This is a genomic window from Tenacibaculum sp. Bg11-29, from assembly GCF_002836595.1.
Lineage (GTDB): Bacteria > Bacteroidota > Bacteroidia > Flavobacteriales > Flavobacteriaceae > Polaribacter.
In genome coordinates this window covers 4,181,318-4,199,237 of sequence record NZ_PJBB01000003.1, presented here as the reverse complement: position 1 = coordinate 4,199,237, position 17,920 = coordinate 4,181,318, and the positions used below count along the sequence as shown (strand labels likewise).

Below are 17,920 nucleotides of genomic sequence, written 5' to 3'. Positions count from 1 at the left end.
GTCATTTATTTTTCTAAAATAAATGACAGTTATCGTTAATAAAATTATATGTTTTTTGAAAATTAATTTTTAGAGATATTAAATACGGATGCTTAAAAGCTAAATCTAAAAAATTATTTGTATTTCTTATATTATAGATCTCGTTTCTTTAATAAAAAATATGAAGAGTATATAAAAATAAAAGTCCATACTAAGACAATAACAACATTAAGAAAGCTTACAGAATAATCTTTTGTAAAGCTTGTGCCTATTTGACTAGCTACAGATTTAACAGCTCCTAATCTTGAAAAGGGTTCTTTAATTAAATTAGCCATTGCTTCTAAAGGAAAGAACTGCATAATAGCGTTAACAGCCTCATCAGTACTAGTTTTTAAATCTTTAAATGTCCAATATAGGTAACCTTTAACGATACTTTCTACTATAAGCCAAACAATCATTGCAGCTACAGCAAAAGCGGATCTTTTAATTAGTATTCCCAAAAATAACCCAAAAGAAAAGAAACCTAATAGTTTAACGAAAAAAGCAAAAAGATAACTTAAATCAGAGAAAATTATTGAGAACTCATTAAAATCTGAATAAATTGACCCTAAGATTAATGAAATAACAAATACAAAAAAAGTTGATGTTAGAGCAAATATAATTACAGTATAAAACTTAGAAAGTACAAACTCTTTCTTGCTTAATCCATCTATTAGATTTTGTTTTAATGTCTTGTAGCTATACTCATTAGCCATCATAGATACTATTACAAGTAATAAAAAGAATTTAAAAATTGCTGCAATATATGTGTTAAAGTGCCATATATATGGAAAGTTAAAAATCCCTTGATCTGCCAAGTGAAATTTAATAGGACCAACATCAAATTTAATTGCAGCAACTAAAGCTACAGAAGTTAATAGGGCAAAATATATAATTGAAAGAACTTTACTAGCTCTATTGTGTTTTAATTTGTGAAACTCGATATATAAAAGACGTAGCATATTTTTTATTAGTTGTTGTTTGTTAAATCTAAAAATTGTTGTTCTAAACTAAGTTTTCGTTTTACTAAATGAGATACAATTATTCCATTTTCGTATAAATGTTTGTTTAATTGAGCTGCAGAAATTTCATTTTCTAAACGAGCAGTAACTAAATTTCCATCAACATTAACAGAGGCTACTTCATAATAATTTTTTAAAACATTTACTAGTTTTTCAATATCTGTGTCAGTTTTAACTTCTATAACACCGTTTGAAGCAACCATATTATCAACGCTACCACTATATAACTTTATTCCATTTCTTATAATAAGAACATGAGTACAAACTTTCTCAACTTCATCAAGTAGGTGAGAGGCTAATAAAATAGTTGTTCCGTTTTTTGCTATATCTTTAATTATTTGACGAATTTCATGAATCCCTTGAGGATCTAATCCATTTGTAGGTTCATCTAGTATTAGTATCTCAGGATCGTTTAATAACGCAGAAGCAATTGCTAAACGTTGTTTCATTCCTAAAGAATAAGTTTTAAATTGGCTATTTCTTCTTTCGTAAAGGTTTACTACTTTTAGTTTTTCTTCAATTTTATCAGAAGAAACACCTTTTATTTTGCATATCAATTGTAAATTTTGAATAGCCGTCATATAAGGGTAAAAATTAGGTCGCTCAATAATAGCTCCTACTTTTTTTAAAGCTTGGTGCGTAGATAGTTTTCCATCAAACCAACTAAATTTACCAGATGTTTCATTAACTACATTTAAAATAATACCTAAAGTAGTTGATTTACCACTTCCGTTTGGTCCAAGAATTCCATAAACATTTCCTTTTTTAATATCAAAAGAAAGGTTGTTTACAGCGTGAACTTTACCGTATTTTTTATCGAGGTTTTTTATTGATAAAATTGTTTCCAAGTTTTTCGGTTTTGTTGATTATAAGTATTTGACGACTTAATAGAATTATTGTTACAATTTATAAAAAAGAAAAGACTCCCTTTAAAAGGAAGTCTTTAAATAAAAAAGAATTTATATTTTTTCTAAAAGTCTAAACCCTTCACCGTGAATATTAAGGATTTCTACATTCTCATCAATTTTTAAATACTTTCTAAGTTTTGCTATATAAACGTCCATACTACGAGAAGTAAAGTAATTATCATCCCTCCATATTTTTGTTAAAGCTAATTCACGTGGCATTAAATCATTTTTATGAATAGCTAACATTCTTAATAGTTTACTCTCCTTTGGAGAAAGTTTTTGAGCTTCAGCACCATTAAATGAAAGATGACGAAGTTTTGAGTTAAAGTCAAATCCTCCAATCTTGAATTCAAATTGATCTGTTTCGCTAGATTTTTCATTTTCTTTACGCTGTAGAATGGCTTTTATTTTATGTAATAAAACTTCTGAGTCAAAAGGTTTATTTAAATAATCGTCACCACCAACTTGATAACCTCTTAAAACGTCTTCTTTTAACGTTTTTGCTGTTAAGAAAATAATAGGAATTTCTTTATTCGTAACACGAATATCTTTTGCTAAAGAAAAACCATCTTTACGTGGCATCATAACATCTAAAATACATAAATCATAATCACCATTTTTAAACATGATTAATCCATCTATCCCATCTTTAGCATGTGTAACATTATAATCGTTTAATGCTAAATAATCTTTAAGAACTGTTCCAAAGTTTGGATCATCTTCTACTAATAGTATTTTTTTACTTCCCATCTTCCTTATTTTATATTAATGGTAATTTTACTGTAAATAAGCTTCCTTTGCCTTTTTCGCTTTCAACATAAACGGTTCCTTGGTGACTTTCTATGATTTCTTTTACATAGGCTAAACCTAAACCATGACCTTTTACGTTGTGAATATTTCCTTTATGTTCTCTGTAAAATTTGTCGAAAACATATTTTTGAGCATTTCTACCCATTCCTATTCCTTCATCCTTTATCTTAAAGATAAAGTATTTATTTGTACTTTCTGTATATACATCAATTTTTGGGCTATTTTCTGAGTACTTTATTGCATTTTCTAATATATTTACAATTATGTTGGTTAAGTGAAATTGGTTACCAAGTACTTCAGTTGATATAGCTTTAAAATGTGAGGTTACTTTCCCCTTTTTATCATCTACTAATAACTGAATATGCTCAATAGCTTCTTCAATAGTGTCGTGCATATCAGTAGCATCCTTACTAATTTCAATTTGATTTTTTTCTAATCTAGAAATACGTAACACATTTTCAACTTGTCCGTGCATACGTTTATTTTCTTCACGTATCATTTTAACATAACGCTTTACCTTTTCTTCGTCAGATATTATCTTAGGGTTTTTAATAGCATCTAGGGCTAAATTTATTGTAGCGATAGGTGTTTTAAATTCATGTGTCATATTGTTAATGAAATCTGTTTTAATTTCAGAAATTTTCTTTTGTCGAACTAATTGATATAGTGATGCTGAAAAAGCAGCAATAATTATTCCAATAAATAATAAAGATAAACCTAAAATTTTAACCATACCTGAAAGTAAATTTTTGTGCTCATCAGGGAATTTTATATAAAGTTTGTATTTACTATTACCATTGTCATCTGCTAAAAGTGGATAGTTAACATCATTTGGATGTATGTTAAAATAACCAGATTTTAATTGAGTAGCTAAGTCATCTTCATAAACTCCATATTTAAAGCCTTGAATTATATTCATTTTAACTAACTCTTCTCTTATTGTAAAATTTAATTCGTTGTTACTTATACGTTGATCTATAGGGTATATTCTTTTGCTCTGACGAAACATGTGTTCTAGTTGTTGCTTATTCCAGTCAGAGTAAAGTTTAAAAGTAGAAAGATGATTCTCGTCTATATATGATTTAAAATCACTGTTTTTAGATTTTATTACTTGAGAAAAATAAATGTCTTCTTTCCCTGTATATCTTTTTATTATTATCGAATCATTATTAACAAAGTCTCCAGGTATCTTAAAGTTTTCTGCAAGTATAGTTCCTCCAAATGAAAATTTCTTTTTATTTGTTGTATCTATTTGTTGAAACAAATAAGTATTTATTTCTGCATCAGTTCTGTATTCATTGTTTTCAAAGAATTCTTGAGTGTTTTGAATAAATTCAGAGTACTCTCTATCCTTAATCTTTTCAGATGTACGAGCTAATGCTATTTTAACATTATTGTCAAACTGCTGTTGCTTATTCTTTATGGCGTCTTTAATCCAATATATTTGAATAGAAATAATCCCAACTAAAGAAATGCTCATTAAACCAACAATAAGGATGAAGATTTTCTTGTTCATTATTCAAAAATAAATCAATAAAGTGAAGGGAGGTATGCTTTTAACTTAGATTAACAAAGTTGCTGCAAAATTAAGATAATTTTAAGATGTATCGTTGGTTAAATGTAAATTATTTAATATTTTTTGTTAAAATATTATGAATTCTTAATATTTCTTTTTTAGTTTCTGTAAGTGTAAGGTTCTCAATCTTATAGTTAGATTGTAATATTTTTTTAGCCTCGCTCCATTGATTTTTAATCCTATTTCTAACAGTAGATTCAGTAGTGTTATCTCTCTTTAAAACTCGTTTAATCCTTATGTTTTCGGGAGCTGTTACTGTAATTATTTTATCACAAAAAATATTACTTCCATTTTCAAATAAAATAGCATTTTCGTATATAATATATTGTTTATTTGCGTTTTTAAGAATAAATTTTTGAAAGTGATCGTTAACTATAGGATGAACTATCCCATTTAAGATATTAAGTTTTATTTTGTTTTTAAAAACAATACTAGCTAAAAAGGGCCTGTTTAACTGATCTTTGATGTAGACTTCTTTACCGAATTCTGAAATTAATTTATGTTTAATATCAGGTGAAGAATGCATTAGTTTTTTTGCTTCATCATCAGCAATATAAATAGCAGTGTCTTTAAATTCTGAAAATATTTTTACAACTGTAGATTTTCCGCTACCAATACCACCTGTTACGCCTATTACCATTATTTATGAATTAAGAAGTCTATTTTTTCTGGGACTATCCTTATAAGTGTAATTATATCAGGTGATTTTTTTAACTTAGGGATTAAGTAAGAAGCTTCACTGTTTTTTTCTTGATTATAATCACATTCTATTTTAAATGAATTTTTATTTATTTTGTTGAAATTTTTCAATCCAACTTTGTAAATTATTTTTACTTTTTTTGGGTAAATATTTAATCCTTTAGGTGCATTTTTCACTAAAACAGGAATTTCAATTTCTCCTTCTGTAAATTTATCTACAGTAATATTTATTTCTGCTGTAGTAATATTTGTTTTTATGTTGTTTTGTTTAAGGATCGGTATGCTTATTTTAGAGCTTTCAGAAATGTTATTCAAGTTAATTTTTGCTAATTTTAAAAAAGATATTTTTTTTAATAAAGATTCTTCACCAGAAATTAAAACACTATCTGGTTTTATTGTAATAAGTTTAGATAAGTCGTGACCAAGTTGAAAAGTAATACTTAAATCTGTTTTTAGTGGAACTTTTTTTGAGTTTAAAGTTCCAATTTTTAACGGAATTGTATCTTTTAGAACTTGAGTTAATTCAATTCCTGACTTTAATTGCTTTTGTATCTCTGGACGAAGTTTATTAGATAAGAAATAATAGTTTATAGCTTTCTTTTTATTAATTTTTTCTAAATCTAACTTTATTAAATTATTAGATAGACTAGTAGATATTAAATTGAAACCACTTCCTTTTACTAGTAACGGAATTTTTTTTATAGGAGTGTCAATAATTGTTTTTTTGAGAGGCAAATTAGTATATACCAAATCAAACGTTATTTGAGTGGTATATTCTTTTGATAGATTTATTAATAGCCAAAATAAAACCGAGGCAGTTAGAAAGCCAAAAAAGGTTTTGGGTATGTTAAAAGTATTCTTCAAATTTATAAATATTATGCAATCTACATAAAAAAGAAAAAGGTGAGCTTATAAGCTCACCTTTATTATATAAAAAAAATATTATTTAATATCTGTATTATATTTTTTACTTAATTCCATTGAAATAGCAGAGCGTTCAAACTTCATTTTTCCTGCACCTGTTTCAACAGTAATTGTATTGTCATTGTCGTTAATTTCAACAATTTTACCGTGAATACCACTAGTTGTAATTATTTTTATTCCTTTTTGAACTGTAGTCTGGAATTTTTTTTCGTTTTTCTGACGTTTCATTTGTGGACGAATAATCAAAAAGTAAAAAACTCCAATCATTGCCACAAAAGGAAGCATACTCATAATGCTTTCTTGCGTACTTGCTTGTAAAAAAATAGTTATAAACATTATTATACAGTTTTCTTTTTAGGAGTTACCATTCCTGAAATCTTAATAACTTCTCTACCTTTTTCTGTATTAGTAGATAATGTTATAGATTTAGATTGTTTATTAGGTTTTCCGTTTGTGTTAAAACTTACTTGAATTTCTCCAGTTTTACCAGGTGCGATAGCTTCTTTTGGCCATACAGGAACTGTACATCCACAGCTAGCTTGTGCATTTGTAATTACTAAATCACCTTTACCCGTATTTGTTACAGTAAAAGTAGTTTTAACAACATCACCTTCATTGACAATCCCGAAATCATATTCTTCTTTATCAAAAGAAATAGATGCAGCTCCAGCGCTAATAGAAACATCTCTTTTCTCAGCTTTTTGTACATTCTCTTTTTTTACTTTTGATGCTGCATTTCCTTGTCCACAAGAAACTAAGATTCCTGTTGAAAGAATAAATGCGATTACTACGGCTATTTTCTTCATTTTTAAATATTTTAATTTAATTATTCGTAAAAATAATAATTTTTTATAATAATCCTCTACCAATTTTAACCATCTTATCTGAAGCTAAATAATCTTTTGCTAATTTATCTAAAACTCCATTGATAAAATATCCACTTTTATTTGTCGAATAATCTTTTGCTAACTCAATATATTCATTAATAGTTACTCTACTAGGGATAGATGGGAAATGTAAAAATTCTGTGATTGCCATTTTAATAATTATCATATCAATATCTGCAATCCTATCAGCTTCCCAATTAGGAGTTTTCTCTATAATGTCATCTTGGTATTTATGTTGGTGTAAAACTGTCTTTGTAAATAAGTTAGATGCAAATTGTTTATCTTCACTGTCTTTATACAAACCACCAAGTATAAAAGGATTCTGAGGTTTTTGTTTGTTTAAAGATTTAATAATCCAAGTGTTCACAAAAGGAATATCATCTACCCAAGAAATCATTTTATCTTCAAAATAATCAGCTAATTTTTCGTTAGGAGCAATAATTTCTCTGAAAAATTCTATTACAAATGCCTTATCTATGTGGTAAGAATCTTCAACAGTGCTCATGTATTTTTTATACAAGTCACTTTTTTGTAATTCGTCTAAAATAATATTGACGTATTCATTGTCAAGTTCCCAAAAATTAAGCTGGTTAAGTTCAGTATATCCTTCTAAACTAACGCTCTCATTAAGTAAGTTAATAAGTTTGTTGTCGATGAATTTGGTGTTTGGGTTTAATTCTTCTTTAGTAGCAAGCATTTTCTTCTTAGAAAGTGCAATTTTTTTATTTGCTAACTTTTGAACTTCAACCACTAATTGAAGGTTGAGAACATACAAATCATACATTTTTTGAATACTGTTTTTTAAGAATTTCTCCTCTTTTACAATATTATCACTTTGCGATTGCTGCATTGCATAAACCGACTGCATTACTTTAACTCGAATATGTCTCCTATTAATCATTTTAAAGAACTTTAAAAAAAAGAGCGATAGAAACTATTTCTAACGCTCTGCAAAAGTAAAACTTTTTTGTTTTTTATCTAGCTATTTTGCTCTTTTTTACGAGCATCAATTCTTGATTGAGCAATATTAAAAGCAGCCTGATGTGTTGTGATGTTTTCTTTCTCAGCTAAATTAAAAATATCTAATGTTGTATTGTAAATATTTTCAGTTCTTTTTATGCTTTCAGCCTTGTCATAGCCAGCAATTTCAGCGTATACGTTTATAATTCCACCAGCGTTAATTAAGAAATCAGGAGCATAAGCGATTCCTTTTTCTCTTAACAATTTACCATGTTTTAATTCGTCAGCTAACTGGTTATTTGCAGCACCTGCAATAACTTTAGCTTTTAATTGAGAAATACTTTCGTCGTTTACAGTTGCTCCTAATGCACAAGGAGCGTATATATCTACATCTAAACCGTAAATATCATTTCCTAAAACTACGTTAGCACCGAACTTTTTACTTAATTCTTCTAAACGAGCTTCGTTAATATCATTTAAAATAACTTTAGCTCCTTCATCAGTAATATGTTTTACTAAAGTTTCACCAACATGACCAACACCCTGTACTAGAATTTTTTTACCATCTAAGTTATCTGTACCAAAACGATATTTAGCAGCAGCTTTCATTCCCATATAAACACCATAGGCTGTTACAGGAGAAGGGTTTCCTGAGCCTCCAATAGCTTCAGAAACACCAGTTACATGAGGTGTTACTTCTCTAATAACATCCATGTCACGAGTTTCCATTCCAATATCTTCAGCAGTAATGTATCTTCCACTTAAAGAATTCACATATTCACCGAATTTACGCATTAAAGCGTCATTTTTTTGAGTTTTTGCATCACCAATAATTACAGCCTTACCTCCTCCAAGGTTTAATCCTGTAATTGCTGATTTATATGTCATACCACGAGACAAACGTAATACGTCGTTAAGAGCATCCCATTCACTTTTGTATTGCCACATTCTAGTACCTCCTAAAGCAGGTCCTAAAGTTGTATTATGAATACCAATTATTGCTTTTAAACCTGTATCTTCGTCATTACAAAAAACGATTTGTTCGTGATTGTCGAAAGATAATTGACCAAATACAGGGTCATTCTTAAGGTCTTTAGTATCAATGATTTCTGATGTCATTTGTTTTGTTTTTTTATTTGAGGTTTTTTTAAAAACCTCAAAAATTCGAATGCAAAAGTAAGAAATCGTTAAAACATAAGCAAAAAAAGAGCCTTAAATTATGTTATCTTTAAAGAAGAAGTCCTGTTAATTCGATTTTTATAACTTAAAACTATTTTTATATTGAAAGCATTAAAATACCTTAATAAATATTTTGTAAAGTATAAATGGAGGTTATTATTAGGTGTGTTAATTACAGTATTATCAAAAGTTTTGATACTTAAAATCCCTGATTTTGTTGGAGCGTCATTAAATATTGTAGAAGACTATCAGTTAAACAAAATGAATGATTTATCAGAAGTGAAAGCTGTTTTATTTCAGAATATCTTATTGATTGTATGTGTAACTTTACTTGGTGGTTTTTTTACTTTTTTAATGAGACAAACAATTATTGTAATGTCTCGAATGGTAGAGTTTGATTTAAAAAATGAAATTTATCAACAGTACCAACGATTATCAATTAATTTTTATAAAAAAAATAGGACGGGTGATTTAATGAACCGAATAAGTGAAGATGTATCTAAGGTGCGCATGTATTTTGGCCCTGTAATTATGTACTCTTTAAATATGTTAATTTCTTTTATTATTGGTTTTAGTCAAATGTATGCTATATCACCAAGGCTTACACTATATACTATGATACCGTTTCCTATTTTGTCTATATCAATTTTTGTATTGAGTAAACAAATTAATAAGCGGAGCATGGTTGTTCAACAATATTTATCAAAATTAACAACATTTAATCAAGAGTTTTTTTCAGGAGTTAGGGAAGTTAAATCTTATGCTATTGAAACCGAAGTAATTTCATCGTTTGATGAAATAGCAAATAGTAGTAAGGATAAAAATATTGATTTGCATAAGGTTCAGGCATTGTTCTTCCCGTTAATGATATTATTAATAGGTGTTAGTAATATTATAGTATTGTATATAGGGGGTAAACAATATATTGCAGGAGAAATTCAATTAGGTGCAATTGGAGCTTTTGTAATGTACGTAAATATTCTTACTTGGCCAGTAGCAATGGTTGGTTGGGTGACTTCTATGGTGCAGCAAGCTGAAACTTCACAGCAGAGAATTAATGAGTTTTTAGAACAAGTACCCGAAATTATAAATAATAGTGATATAACTACAGTAATTGAAGGAACAATTGAATTTAAGGATGTTTCATTGACTTATGATGATACTAATATAACAGCTTTAAATAAAATTAACTTAGTTATTAAAAAAGGAGAAACTTTAGCTATTTTAGGGAAAACTGGAAGTGGGAAATCGACAATTATAAATTTAATTTCTCGTTTATATGATGCTAGTGAGGGTGCCGTTTTGATAGATGGAAAAAACATTAAAGATTGTAATTTATATGATGTTAGAAGTCAAATAGGTTTTGTACCACAAGATCCTTTCTTGTTTTCAGATACGATACAAAACAATATAAAATTTGGTAAGGAAGATGCGAGTGAAGAGGAAATTATTGAGGCTGCAAAAAAAGCAGTAATTCACAATAATATTGTAAATTTTAAAGAAGGCTATAAAACTATTTTAGGAGAAAGAGGAGTTACTTTATCAGGGGGACAAAAACAACGAACTTCTATTGCAAGAGCTATTATTAAAAACCCTAAAATTTTAATTTTTGATGATTGTTTGTCTGCTGTTGATACTGAAACAGAAGAGCAGATTTTGTTAAATTTAAAACAAGTATCAAGTAATAAAACAACAGTAATAATTAGTCATAGAGTTTCGTCTGTTAAAAAAGCAGATAAAATTATTATTTTAGAAGCAGGAAAGATCATTCAGCAAGGTGTTCATAATCAGTTAATAAATGAAGAGGGTTATTATAAAGAATTATATAAACAACAGCTTTTAGAAAAAGAAATGTAATGTTTCGTTTTTCTAAGTCAATTATTTTGTTAGATTTGTTGAGTACAATTTTAAGTAAACAACTATTATTTAAGAAATGAATTATGAGTGAGAGAGAGAGAGTAGAACAAGAAGAAATTTTTTCACAAGTTTTAAGAGCAGGAAGAAGAACGTATTTTTTTGACGTTAGATCTACGAAAGCAGATGATTATTATTTAACAGTAACTGAAAGTAAAAAATTCACACATGACGATGGATCTTTCCATTATCAAAAGCATAAAATTTATTTATATAAAGAAGATTTTTCAGACTTCAAAGAAATGTTAAATAAAGCAACTGATTTTATTGTAAATGAAAAAGGCTCTGAAGTAATTAGTGAGCGTCACCAAAAAGATTATAAAAAAGAAGAAGAAAATGAAGGGGAAACAACAGCTTCAGCTGAAAGTTTTACCGATGTTTCTTTTGATGATATATAAATAGAACTATTGTGTAAAATTTATATGTAATTTTATACTTTAAAAGATAATCAATTCAAATTCAATTTACACATAAAAGCATTAACTTTTAAAAGTTAATGCTTTTTATTTTATATAATAGTAGTTGTGTTTTTTTACTGTTCTTATAAAACTTTTTTCATTGTTTTGGTTTTAGCTACAGTTTCCTTCCATTCATTTATAGGATTGCTACTTTTAGTTATTCCACCACCAACAAAAATAAAAGCAGTATTATCTTTAATTTCCATACACCTTAAATTCACGAAAAGTTCGGAAGTATTTTTGTTATCTTCTTTTAAATTTAGTTCGCCTAAAAAACCAGTATAGTAGCTTCTGTTGTAATTTTCATTTTTTAAAATAAATTCTTTAGAAGCTTCTAAAGGTAATCCACAAACAGCAGGAGTAGGGTGTAGTTTTTTTATTAGAGTAGAAGTTTCTGTAGATATCTCACCAGAAATTAATGTTCTTAAATGAAGTAAATTTCCCGCTTTTATAGTTTCAACTTTACTAGTTTCTAGTTTTTTGCAAACATTAGAGAGTTTGTCGGTTATGTAGTTGGTAACAAATTGTTGCTCTTCAATTTCTTTTGGTTGCCAAGAAACATCATTAGTATCCTTATAAATCTGTGTTCCTGCTAAAGACATTGTTTTAAAGTTATTACCGTTAATTTTTACTAAAGTTTCAGGGGTTGCCCCTAACCACATTCCAACCTTTGGATGAAACCATATATAGGTAAAAGCATTAGGGTAATTTGTAAGTAATCTTTTAAAAACTTGAACGGAGTTAAACTCAGTGATATTTACTTCTTCTTTTCTAGATAAAACAACTTTTTTAAATAAGCCATTCTCAATGGCTTTAATACCTTTTTTAACAACGTTAATATGTGTTTCTTCTGAAGTAGAATTGAGAGGAAGGTTGTTTTTGTGAATTAAATTCGGGGGAAGTTTAATTTCTTCTTGTTTAAAAATAGATTGGTCAACAGGAAGTAAAATTGCAATATTTTTATCATCGAAAGGTGCAAAAATAAAACCGCTTTTTGCATGTTTTTTAGAAGTATATAGTGCATTATTCTTTTGAAACCACCCTTTTAATACGTTTGTATTTGGTTTTCGGTAAACCACAAACGGAAGTTTGTTTTTGTGAGCGTTTTTTATTTCTGAAAATATATTCAATCTAATTGATTTAATAATTGTTGTTTAATTTCTTTAAAGTTATTCCAAACTAAACCATGTCCTGTATTTTTAATAGTAACTAATTTAAACTGTTTTTCAGGAAATTGGTCTTGCAAAAATATTGAATTTTTATAAGGAACAATCCAATCACTGGTTCCGTGAATACTAATAATATTATTTAAAGAAAATTTCCAGCTGTTTTCGAAATTTCGCAAATCTTTTTTATGAGATATTTTTTCTTTAGAAGCCTCTTTCCAAATTTTAGGAATCAGCCACCTAGTCAATTTCGATTTGTATAAATTAATAGCCCATGGCATTGGTTCAACTTTACTATAAACAGCAGGAGCTATTAAGATAATTTTTCTTATTTTTTTTTGTATAGCTAAAGCAATTGGCCCGCCATAAGAATAGCCTACAAGAATAGTTTTTTTAGCGTCCAGGTTTTTAATAACGTGATTTAACATATCGCGTTCAAAAGTAATACTCTCTTGTACTGAATTATTATCGTTGTAATTGTATCCAATCCTATCATAAGAAATCATATTAGCTTTAGTTAAAAGTAAGCTGTCTTTCAGGTATCTAATAAAATCGATAGAAGAACCAATAGTTCCATGAACAAAAACTAATGTAGGTAAAGTAGTATCTCTTTTAATTGTAAGCTTTCTATAATTATAATGCTTAAAAACTTCTTGGGTTATTATTGGTTTATGAATGCTTCCACTAAACTTTTTAATAACAGCTGCATCCGATTTTGGAGCAGTAAAAGTTGAAAACAAGTAATAAACAACGATAAGAATTACAAGAAAAAAGAGTCCTGTTATTTTTAATAACTTCATTTATTTTTTATCTAATATAATGTTGGTTATTTTACATAAAGAAATTAAGTTGTCATTTTCATCTGCAATTTTAACTTCCCATAAATGAGTAGTTCTTCCTTGGTGAATAGCTTTTGCAGTAGCAAATACAGTTCCTTCTCTTTTACTTTTTAAGTGATTAATACTTAGTTCGATTCCCTTTATTATTTTGCTAGCATCATTTAAAAAGAAAACCGAAGCACAGCTACCAACTGTTTCGGCTAATGCAGCTGTAGCTCCACCATGTAAAATACCATAAGGTTGATGTACTTTTGAGGTTACGGGCATTTTGGCTGTAATAAAATTATCACCAATTTCAACGAACTCAATTTGAAGTGTTTCCATTAAAGTGTTTTTATTATAACTGTTAAGTGTCGCTAAAGATTCTTGCTTATTCATTTTATTAAAAAATTATCATTCAAAAATACGTATTTTTGTGGCGACTAAAAATGATAGAATGTATAAAGTACGTGTAGTATTAGACACAAAAGAAGATGTTATTAGAACGCTAGTTTTTAATGAAGCAAAATCATTAGAAGATTTACATTTTGATATTGCTAAATCGTTTGGTTTTAACGGGCAGGAAATGGCTTCTTTTTATCGAACAGATGAAGACTGGAATCAAGGAGAAGAGATTCCGTTATTTAATATGGCTGAAGCAGGTGAGGAGGTGTCAATGGCTACTTGTATTTTAAAAGAAACCTTACCAACTATAAATGATAAGTTGATATACGTATATGATTTTTTACAAATGTGGACATTTTATGTCGAGATTGTAGAGCAGTCTAACGAAGATGTTGCTGAGTCTAAAATAATTTTAACAGTAGGTGAAATTCCTGATGAAGCACCAGAAAAAGAGTTTAAAGCTGATATTTCTGATGATCTAGATGATTTAGATGATGATTTTCCAAGTTTTGAAAATATAGATGATTTTGATTTTTAAGAATTAATTTTCATGTGAAATATTATTTGCATCATAAAAAAAGCCCCATTGTTTATCTAAAACAATGGGGCTTTTTTTATGAATAATTAAAAATTATTATAGCGGTTTAATACAACTTATATATACCCATGTAATAAACAAAATTTGTAAAGGAATACGAAAATATAAATAACTAATTCCTTTACCATTATAGGTCGCAGTTTGGTAATCTATTTGATTAATAGCTGCTTTAATGTTTGAAGGTAACATAAGTATAAAAAACAAAATTAAAAACCATCCAATTAAAGTATTTATTGAAGAAAAATGAATTGCGATAGCTGCCATTATTTCTATAAAACCAGTAAGAAAAATTATTTCTTTTTTAAAAGGTAATAAATTAGGAACCATCATAATCATGCCTTCTGTATATATAAAATGACCTAATGCTGTAAATAATAACATAACCGACATTGCAATACGACCTGAAAAAGGTATCATGTACTTATTATTGATAATTTTTATAAATAATAAGCTAACTATAAATGTAAAAAGTAAAACGATTAAAGGTTTCATTATTAATTTAGTTTTTTAGTATTAATAATTCTCTTTCTTATTCGGCTTAAAGCTTCAGGAGTAATACCTAGGTAAGAGGCAATCATATACTGAGGTACTCTTTGTATAACCTTAGGCCTCTCTTTCACTAAATTCTCATATCTTTCTTTTGGGGTGTTTAAAATAAAAGAAGCTTTAATATCACAAACAATAATGTATAAATTTTCAGCTAATTTTTTACCAAAAACAGTAAAGTTGGGTATAACTTTATAAGCTTCATCAACTACTTTCTTGTTAAATATAATTACAGTACTATCTTCAATAGCTTGTAAATAGCTAAGTGAATTTTTTTGAGTAAGAAAACTACTATAATCTGTACAAAAGTTTTTTTCAAAGAAAAATTGTTTACTGTATTCTTGCCCATCAACACTATAAAAAGATCTAAAAGCGCCTTCGTTAATAAAAGCAACAAAATCACACACTTTTCCTTGTGTTAGTAAAAAATCATTTTTAGCTATTTTTTTAACGACCGTATTAGCTTTGATAAAGTTCGAAGACTCTTCGCTCATAGAGATAAATTGCTTAAAGAAATCAATAACTTGTTTATGCATGGTTGGTAAACTTTTGTTGTTAAAATTGAAAACGATACCCAAAGTCTGGAAAAAAACCAGCTTGATTTACTTGTTCTACCGTATTGGTTGTTCTGTTGTACTTTTTTACAAAAATATTCTCTTTATCTGTAATATTTTGCAGATCAACATAGAATTTATGAGAACTTTTTCGTTTTTTACTATTAAAAGTTACTCCTATTTTTAAATCTAAGCGCATGTATTTGTCATATTGCTTGCTAAACGCATTGGAGTTATCTAGTATTTGATAACCAGCAACTTTTGAAGCTTCAAGATTTACAGGTGTAAAATATTTACCACCTGCAGTAACAAAACGAGTGTCTATTGAGAGTATCGTGTTTTTACTAGCTCCTAATTTAAACTCTTTTCCTGTTAAAAAATTAAAAACATACCCGTTATTAAAAGGTGTATTTCTTTCTATACCGTCACTTCCTTTGTAAGTACTATCGAATATTGAGCTTGTAATTAAGGCATGATATCCTTTACTAAATGATTTTTCTAAAGTAAGTTCAAATCCTTGATTAATTCCTGTACCAGCATTTGTTAAATTAGTTTTATCTGAAGAAAAAGTAAAATCGGCTCCTTCTGTTAATGAAGAATAGCTAGATGGAGTTTTATCAACCGCAGCATCTTTAATTATTTGATGATATAATTCTAATTTACCTCTCCATTTTGGCGCTATTTTCACATCATATCCAAGTACAAAATGATTACTTTTAATAAAATCAAGATTTTTATTAGGTTGTGTATTTATGCCATCTATTTTCTTATTTAAAAATACTAATGGGCTCGGTGTGTTTTGATTATGTAATCCATATCCAAAATTAAGAGCGTGTTTAGGATGTAATTGCCAGTTTATAGATGCACGAGGCTCAATAACAAATTGTTTGTTTAAATCACTATACATTGCATGTAGCCCTGTGTTAAGAATCAACTTTTTTGAAAGCCTATATTTACTTTGTATATACGGTTGAAAAATGGTGTAGTCACCTTTAATTTTTCTAATAGTAACTAAATCAGGATTACCATCGTTGTCGTTATCAGGCTGTTCCGATCTATCTTTTCTATTATAATCAATATTAAAATTTTCAGCTAAAAAACCTGTTCTTAACGTTAGTTTTCGATTTATTTTGGTGTTATACATTGTTGAAAAAATAAGACGAGTCTCCTTGTCTATGTTTTCTGTATATTTTAAATTACTTTGTAAAGGTGTATTTAGATTTAGTATACGTTCTTCCTTGTAATCATTTTTATTAAAAGTACCAGCTACAATTGTCTTTAAATAAGAATTATTTGTAAGTTGTAATTTATGTTTTAAACCAACAAGTGCTACATTAGATATAACGAAAGAGTTTTCATCTGGAGAAGAGAATAAATCATCTTTGTCGTAATCTTTACCTAAAAAATCAATACTAGAATCTCCAATAATTCCAAATAAAGAAAACTCACCTAACTTACTTTTACCAAAATCGATATTAAAAGAAATATCCATGTAATTAGGAGTATCACTAGTGCCACCACCATTTATTAAGCCTATTAAAGAATATCTGGCAGCAATTAAAAAAGAACCATTATTTTTTTTGTTAAAAGGCCCTTCGGCACTTAATTCTATTCCTGAAAAAGCACCCATTTGAAAAGAAAATTCGTTGGTGTCTTTATTTCCTTTTCTAAAACCTAAATCAAAAACACCACCAATAGCATTTCCGTATTCAGCAGGAAAAGCAGAAGTAATAAAGTCAGAATTTTTAAGCATATTTGGATTTAGAGCAGAAATTGGGCTTCCTGTAGTACCTAAGGTTGAAAAATGATTAGGGCTTGGTATTGGAATACCTTCTAAACGCCATAATAATCCGGTAGGTGAGTTTCCTCTAACTACAATATCATTTCTACTGTCGTTAGGAGCAGCAACTCCCGCAAAATTACTAGCAAGTCTGGCAACATCACTTCTTCCACCAGCATATCTACCAACTTCTTTAATACCAAACTGGCGGGCTGATATTGCTGTGAATTTATTTCTGGCCTTAAGTTTACTTGTGTTAGAGCTTGTAATAACTATTTCGCTAAGTTGATTAAAGTTTTCAGTTAATGTAATTGTAAGAGAAATATCTTTACCAGAACTTACTTCAATGTCTGGTATGGTGCTGTTTTCGTAACCCACGTAGCTAACTCTTATAACTTGTCTTCCTAAAGGAATATTATTAAGAGTAAAATAACCATCAATATCGGTAGTTGTACCTATAGGTGTTTTTGAGTTTAGTAATTCTATTGTCGCACCAATAAGAGGAAGTTCAGATTGCTTATCTATAACCAAACCTTTAATAACTCCATTTTGGCTGTATAAAAAACAACTTAATAAAAGTAAAAGAATACTGCTTATTTTTTTCATAATAAAATAAATGTTAATTTGATACAAAGATGTTTTATAACAATTATCTTTTCATTGATGATAATCAATAACGTATTATTTTAACTAAAAAT

Annotated in this window: 19 protein-coding genes; 3 read left to right on the top strand and 16 right to left on the bottom strand. The window is 28.2% G+C overall.

Features of this window, described 5'->3' with window-relative positions; all coding sequences use genetic code 11:
- Positions 1-131: 131 nt before the first annotated feature.
- The 10 genes from CXF68_RS18865 to CXF68_RS18820 all read right to left on the bottom strand — a co-directional run bounded on the left by CXF68_RS18865 (position 132) and on the right by CXF68_RS18820 (position 8,923).
- Positions 132-980, bottom strand: coding sequence for an ABC transporter permease (locus tag CXF68_RS18865; protein WP_101046724.1), 849 nt, complete (start codon positions 978-980; stop codon positions 132-134).
- An 8-nt stretch (positions 981-988) separates the two neighbouring features.
- On the bottom strand, positions 989-1,888 hold the full coding sequence (locus CXF68_RS18860; protein ID WP_101046722.1) for an ABC transporter ATP-binding protein: 900 nt from the start codon (positions 1,886-1,888) through the stop codon (positions 989-991).
- 111 nt (positions 1,889-1,999) lie between these two features.
- Entirely contained in the window at positions 2,000-2,698 is a 699-nt protein-coding gene (locus CXF68_RS18855) for a response regulator transcription factor (RefSeq protein WP_101046720.1), read from the bottom strand.
- Between the two features lie 10 nt (positions 2,699-2,708).
- Positions 2,709-4,274: a sensor histidine kinase KdpD gene (locus CXF68_RS18850; protein WP_101046718.1), complete on the bottom strand. Its 1,566-nt coding sequence runs from the start codon at positions 4,272-4,274 to the stop codon at positions 2,709-2,711.
- Positions 4,275-4,383: 109 nt separating this feature from the next.
- Entirely contained in the window at positions 4,384-4,974 is a 591-nt protein-coding gene (coaE, locus tag CXF68_RS18845) for a dephospho-CoA kinase (protein WP_232771686.1), read from the bottom strand.
- Entirely contained in the window at positions 4,974-5,897 is a 924-nt protein-coding gene (locus CXF68_RS18840) for a CdaR family protein (protein WP_101046714.1), read from the bottom strand. Before CXF68_RS18840 ends, coaE begins: the two co-directional genes overlap by 1 nt.
- Positions 5,898-5,975: 78 nt before the next feature.
- Positions 5,976-6,293, bottom strand: a complete 318-nt coding sequence (yajC, locus tag CXF68_RS18835; protein ID WP_101046712.1) for a preprotein translocase subunit YajC — start codon at positions 6,291-6,293, stop codon at positions 5,976-5,978.
- 2 nt (positions 6,294-6,295) lie between these two features.
- Entirely contained in the window at positions 6,296-6,763 is a 468-nt protein-coding gene (locus tag CXF68_RS18830) for a DUF1573 domain-containing protein (RefSeq protein WP_101047597.1), read from the bottom strand.
- 43 nt (positions 6,764-6,806) lie between these two features.
- Positions 6,807-7,745: a transcription antitermination factor NusB gene (gene nusB / locus CXF68_RS18825; RefSeq protein WP_101046710.1), complete on the bottom strand. Its 939-nt coding sequence runs from the start codon at positions 7,743-7,745 to the stop codon at positions 6,807-6,809.
- A gap of 77 nt (positions 7,746-7,822) precedes the next feature.
- Positions 7,823-8,923 carry a Glu/Leu/Phe/Val dehydrogenase gene (locus CXF68_RS18820; RefSeq protein WP_101046708.1) on the bottom strand — a complete coding sequence of 367 codons (1,101 nt, stop codon included), beginning with the start codon at positions 8,921-8,923 and terminating at the stop codon, positions 7,823-7,825.
- A 162-nt stretch (positions 8,924-9,085) separates the two neighbouring features.
- Between CXF68_RS18820 and CXF68_RS18815 the strand changes: the two genes are divergently transcribed.
- Together CXF68_RS18815 and CXF68_RS18810 are read left to right on the top strand one after the other, a co-directional pair.
- Positions 9,086-10,840: an ABC transporter ATP-binding protein gene (locus CXF68_RS18815; protein WP_101046706.1), complete on the top strand. Its 1,755-nt coding sequence runs from the start codon at positions 9,086-9,088 to the stop codon at positions 10,838-10,840.
- An 83-nt stretch (positions 10,841-10,923) separates the two neighbouring features.
- Positions 10,924-11,295 carry a PUR family DNA/RNA-binding protein gene (locus tag CXF68_RS18810; protein WP_028888017.1) on the top strand — a complete coding sequence of 124 codons (372 nt, stop codon included), beginning with the start codon at positions 10,924-10,926 and terminating at the stop codon, positions 11,293-11,295.
- A gap of 143 nt (positions 11,296-11,438) precedes the next feature.
- On the opposite strand, the gene CXF68_RS18805 is transcribed toward CXF68_RS18810, so the two are convergent.
- From CXF68_RS18805 to CXF68_RS18795, 3 genes are read right to left on the bottom strand one after another with little or no spacing between them, the layout of a single operon-like run.
- Complete coding sequence (locus CXF68_RS18805) at positions 11,439-12,485, bottom strand: chorismate-binding protein (protein WP_101046704.1); 1,047 nt, start codon at positions 12,483-12,485, stop codon at positions 11,439-11,441.
- Positions 12,482-13,321, bottom strand: coding sequence for an alpha/beta fold hydrolase (locus CXF68_RS18800; protein WP_101046702.1), 840 nt, complete (start codon positions 13,319-13,321; stop codon positions 12,482-12,484). Before CXF68_RS18800 ends, CXF68_RS18805 begins: the two co-directional genes overlap by 4 nt.
- Positions 13,322-13,738 carry a PaaI family thioesterase gene (locus CXF68_RS18795; protein WP_101046700.1) on the bottom strand — a complete coding sequence of 139 codons (417 nt, stop codon included), beginning with the start codon at positions 13,736-13,738 and terminating at the stop codon, positions 13,322-13,324.
- 58 nt (positions 13,739-13,796) lie between these two features.
- On the opposite strand from CXF68_RS18795, the gene CXF68_RS18790 reads away from it, so the two are divergent.
- On the top strand, positions 13,797-14,282 hold the full coding sequence (locus CXF68_RS18790; protein ID WP_101046698.1) for a hypothetical protein: 486 nt from the start codon (positions 13,797-13,799) through the stop codon (positions 14,280-14,282).
- Between the two features lie 96 nt (positions 14,283-14,378).
- On the opposite strand, the gene CXF68_RS18785 is transcribed toward CXF68_RS18790, so the two are convergent.
- Genes CXF68_RS18785 through CXF68_RS18775 form a run of 3 tightly spaced genes read right to left on the bottom strand, consistent with a single transcriptional unit; the run spans position 14,379 to position 17,828 of the window.
- A complete protein-coding gene (locus tag CXF68_RS18785) occupies positions 14,379-14,834 on the bottom strand; it encodes a hypothetical protein (RefSeq protein WP_101046696.1) in 456 nt (151 codons plus the stop codon).
- 2 nt (positions 14,835-14,836) lie between these two features.
- Positions 14,837-15,424, bottom strand: coding sequence for a Crp/Fnr family transcriptional regulator (locus tag CXF68_RS18780; RefSeq protein ID WP_028888023.1), 588 nt, complete (start codon positions 15,422-15,424; stop codon positions 14,837-14,839).
- 19 nt (positions 15,425-15,443) lie between these two features.
- A complete protein-coding gene (locus tag CXF68_RS18775; RefSeq protein ID WP_101046694.1) occupies positions 15,444-17,828 on the bottom strand; it encodes a TonB-dependent receptor in 2,385 nt (794 codons plus the stop codon).
- Between the last annotated feature and the right edge of the window lie 92 nt (positions 17,829-17,920).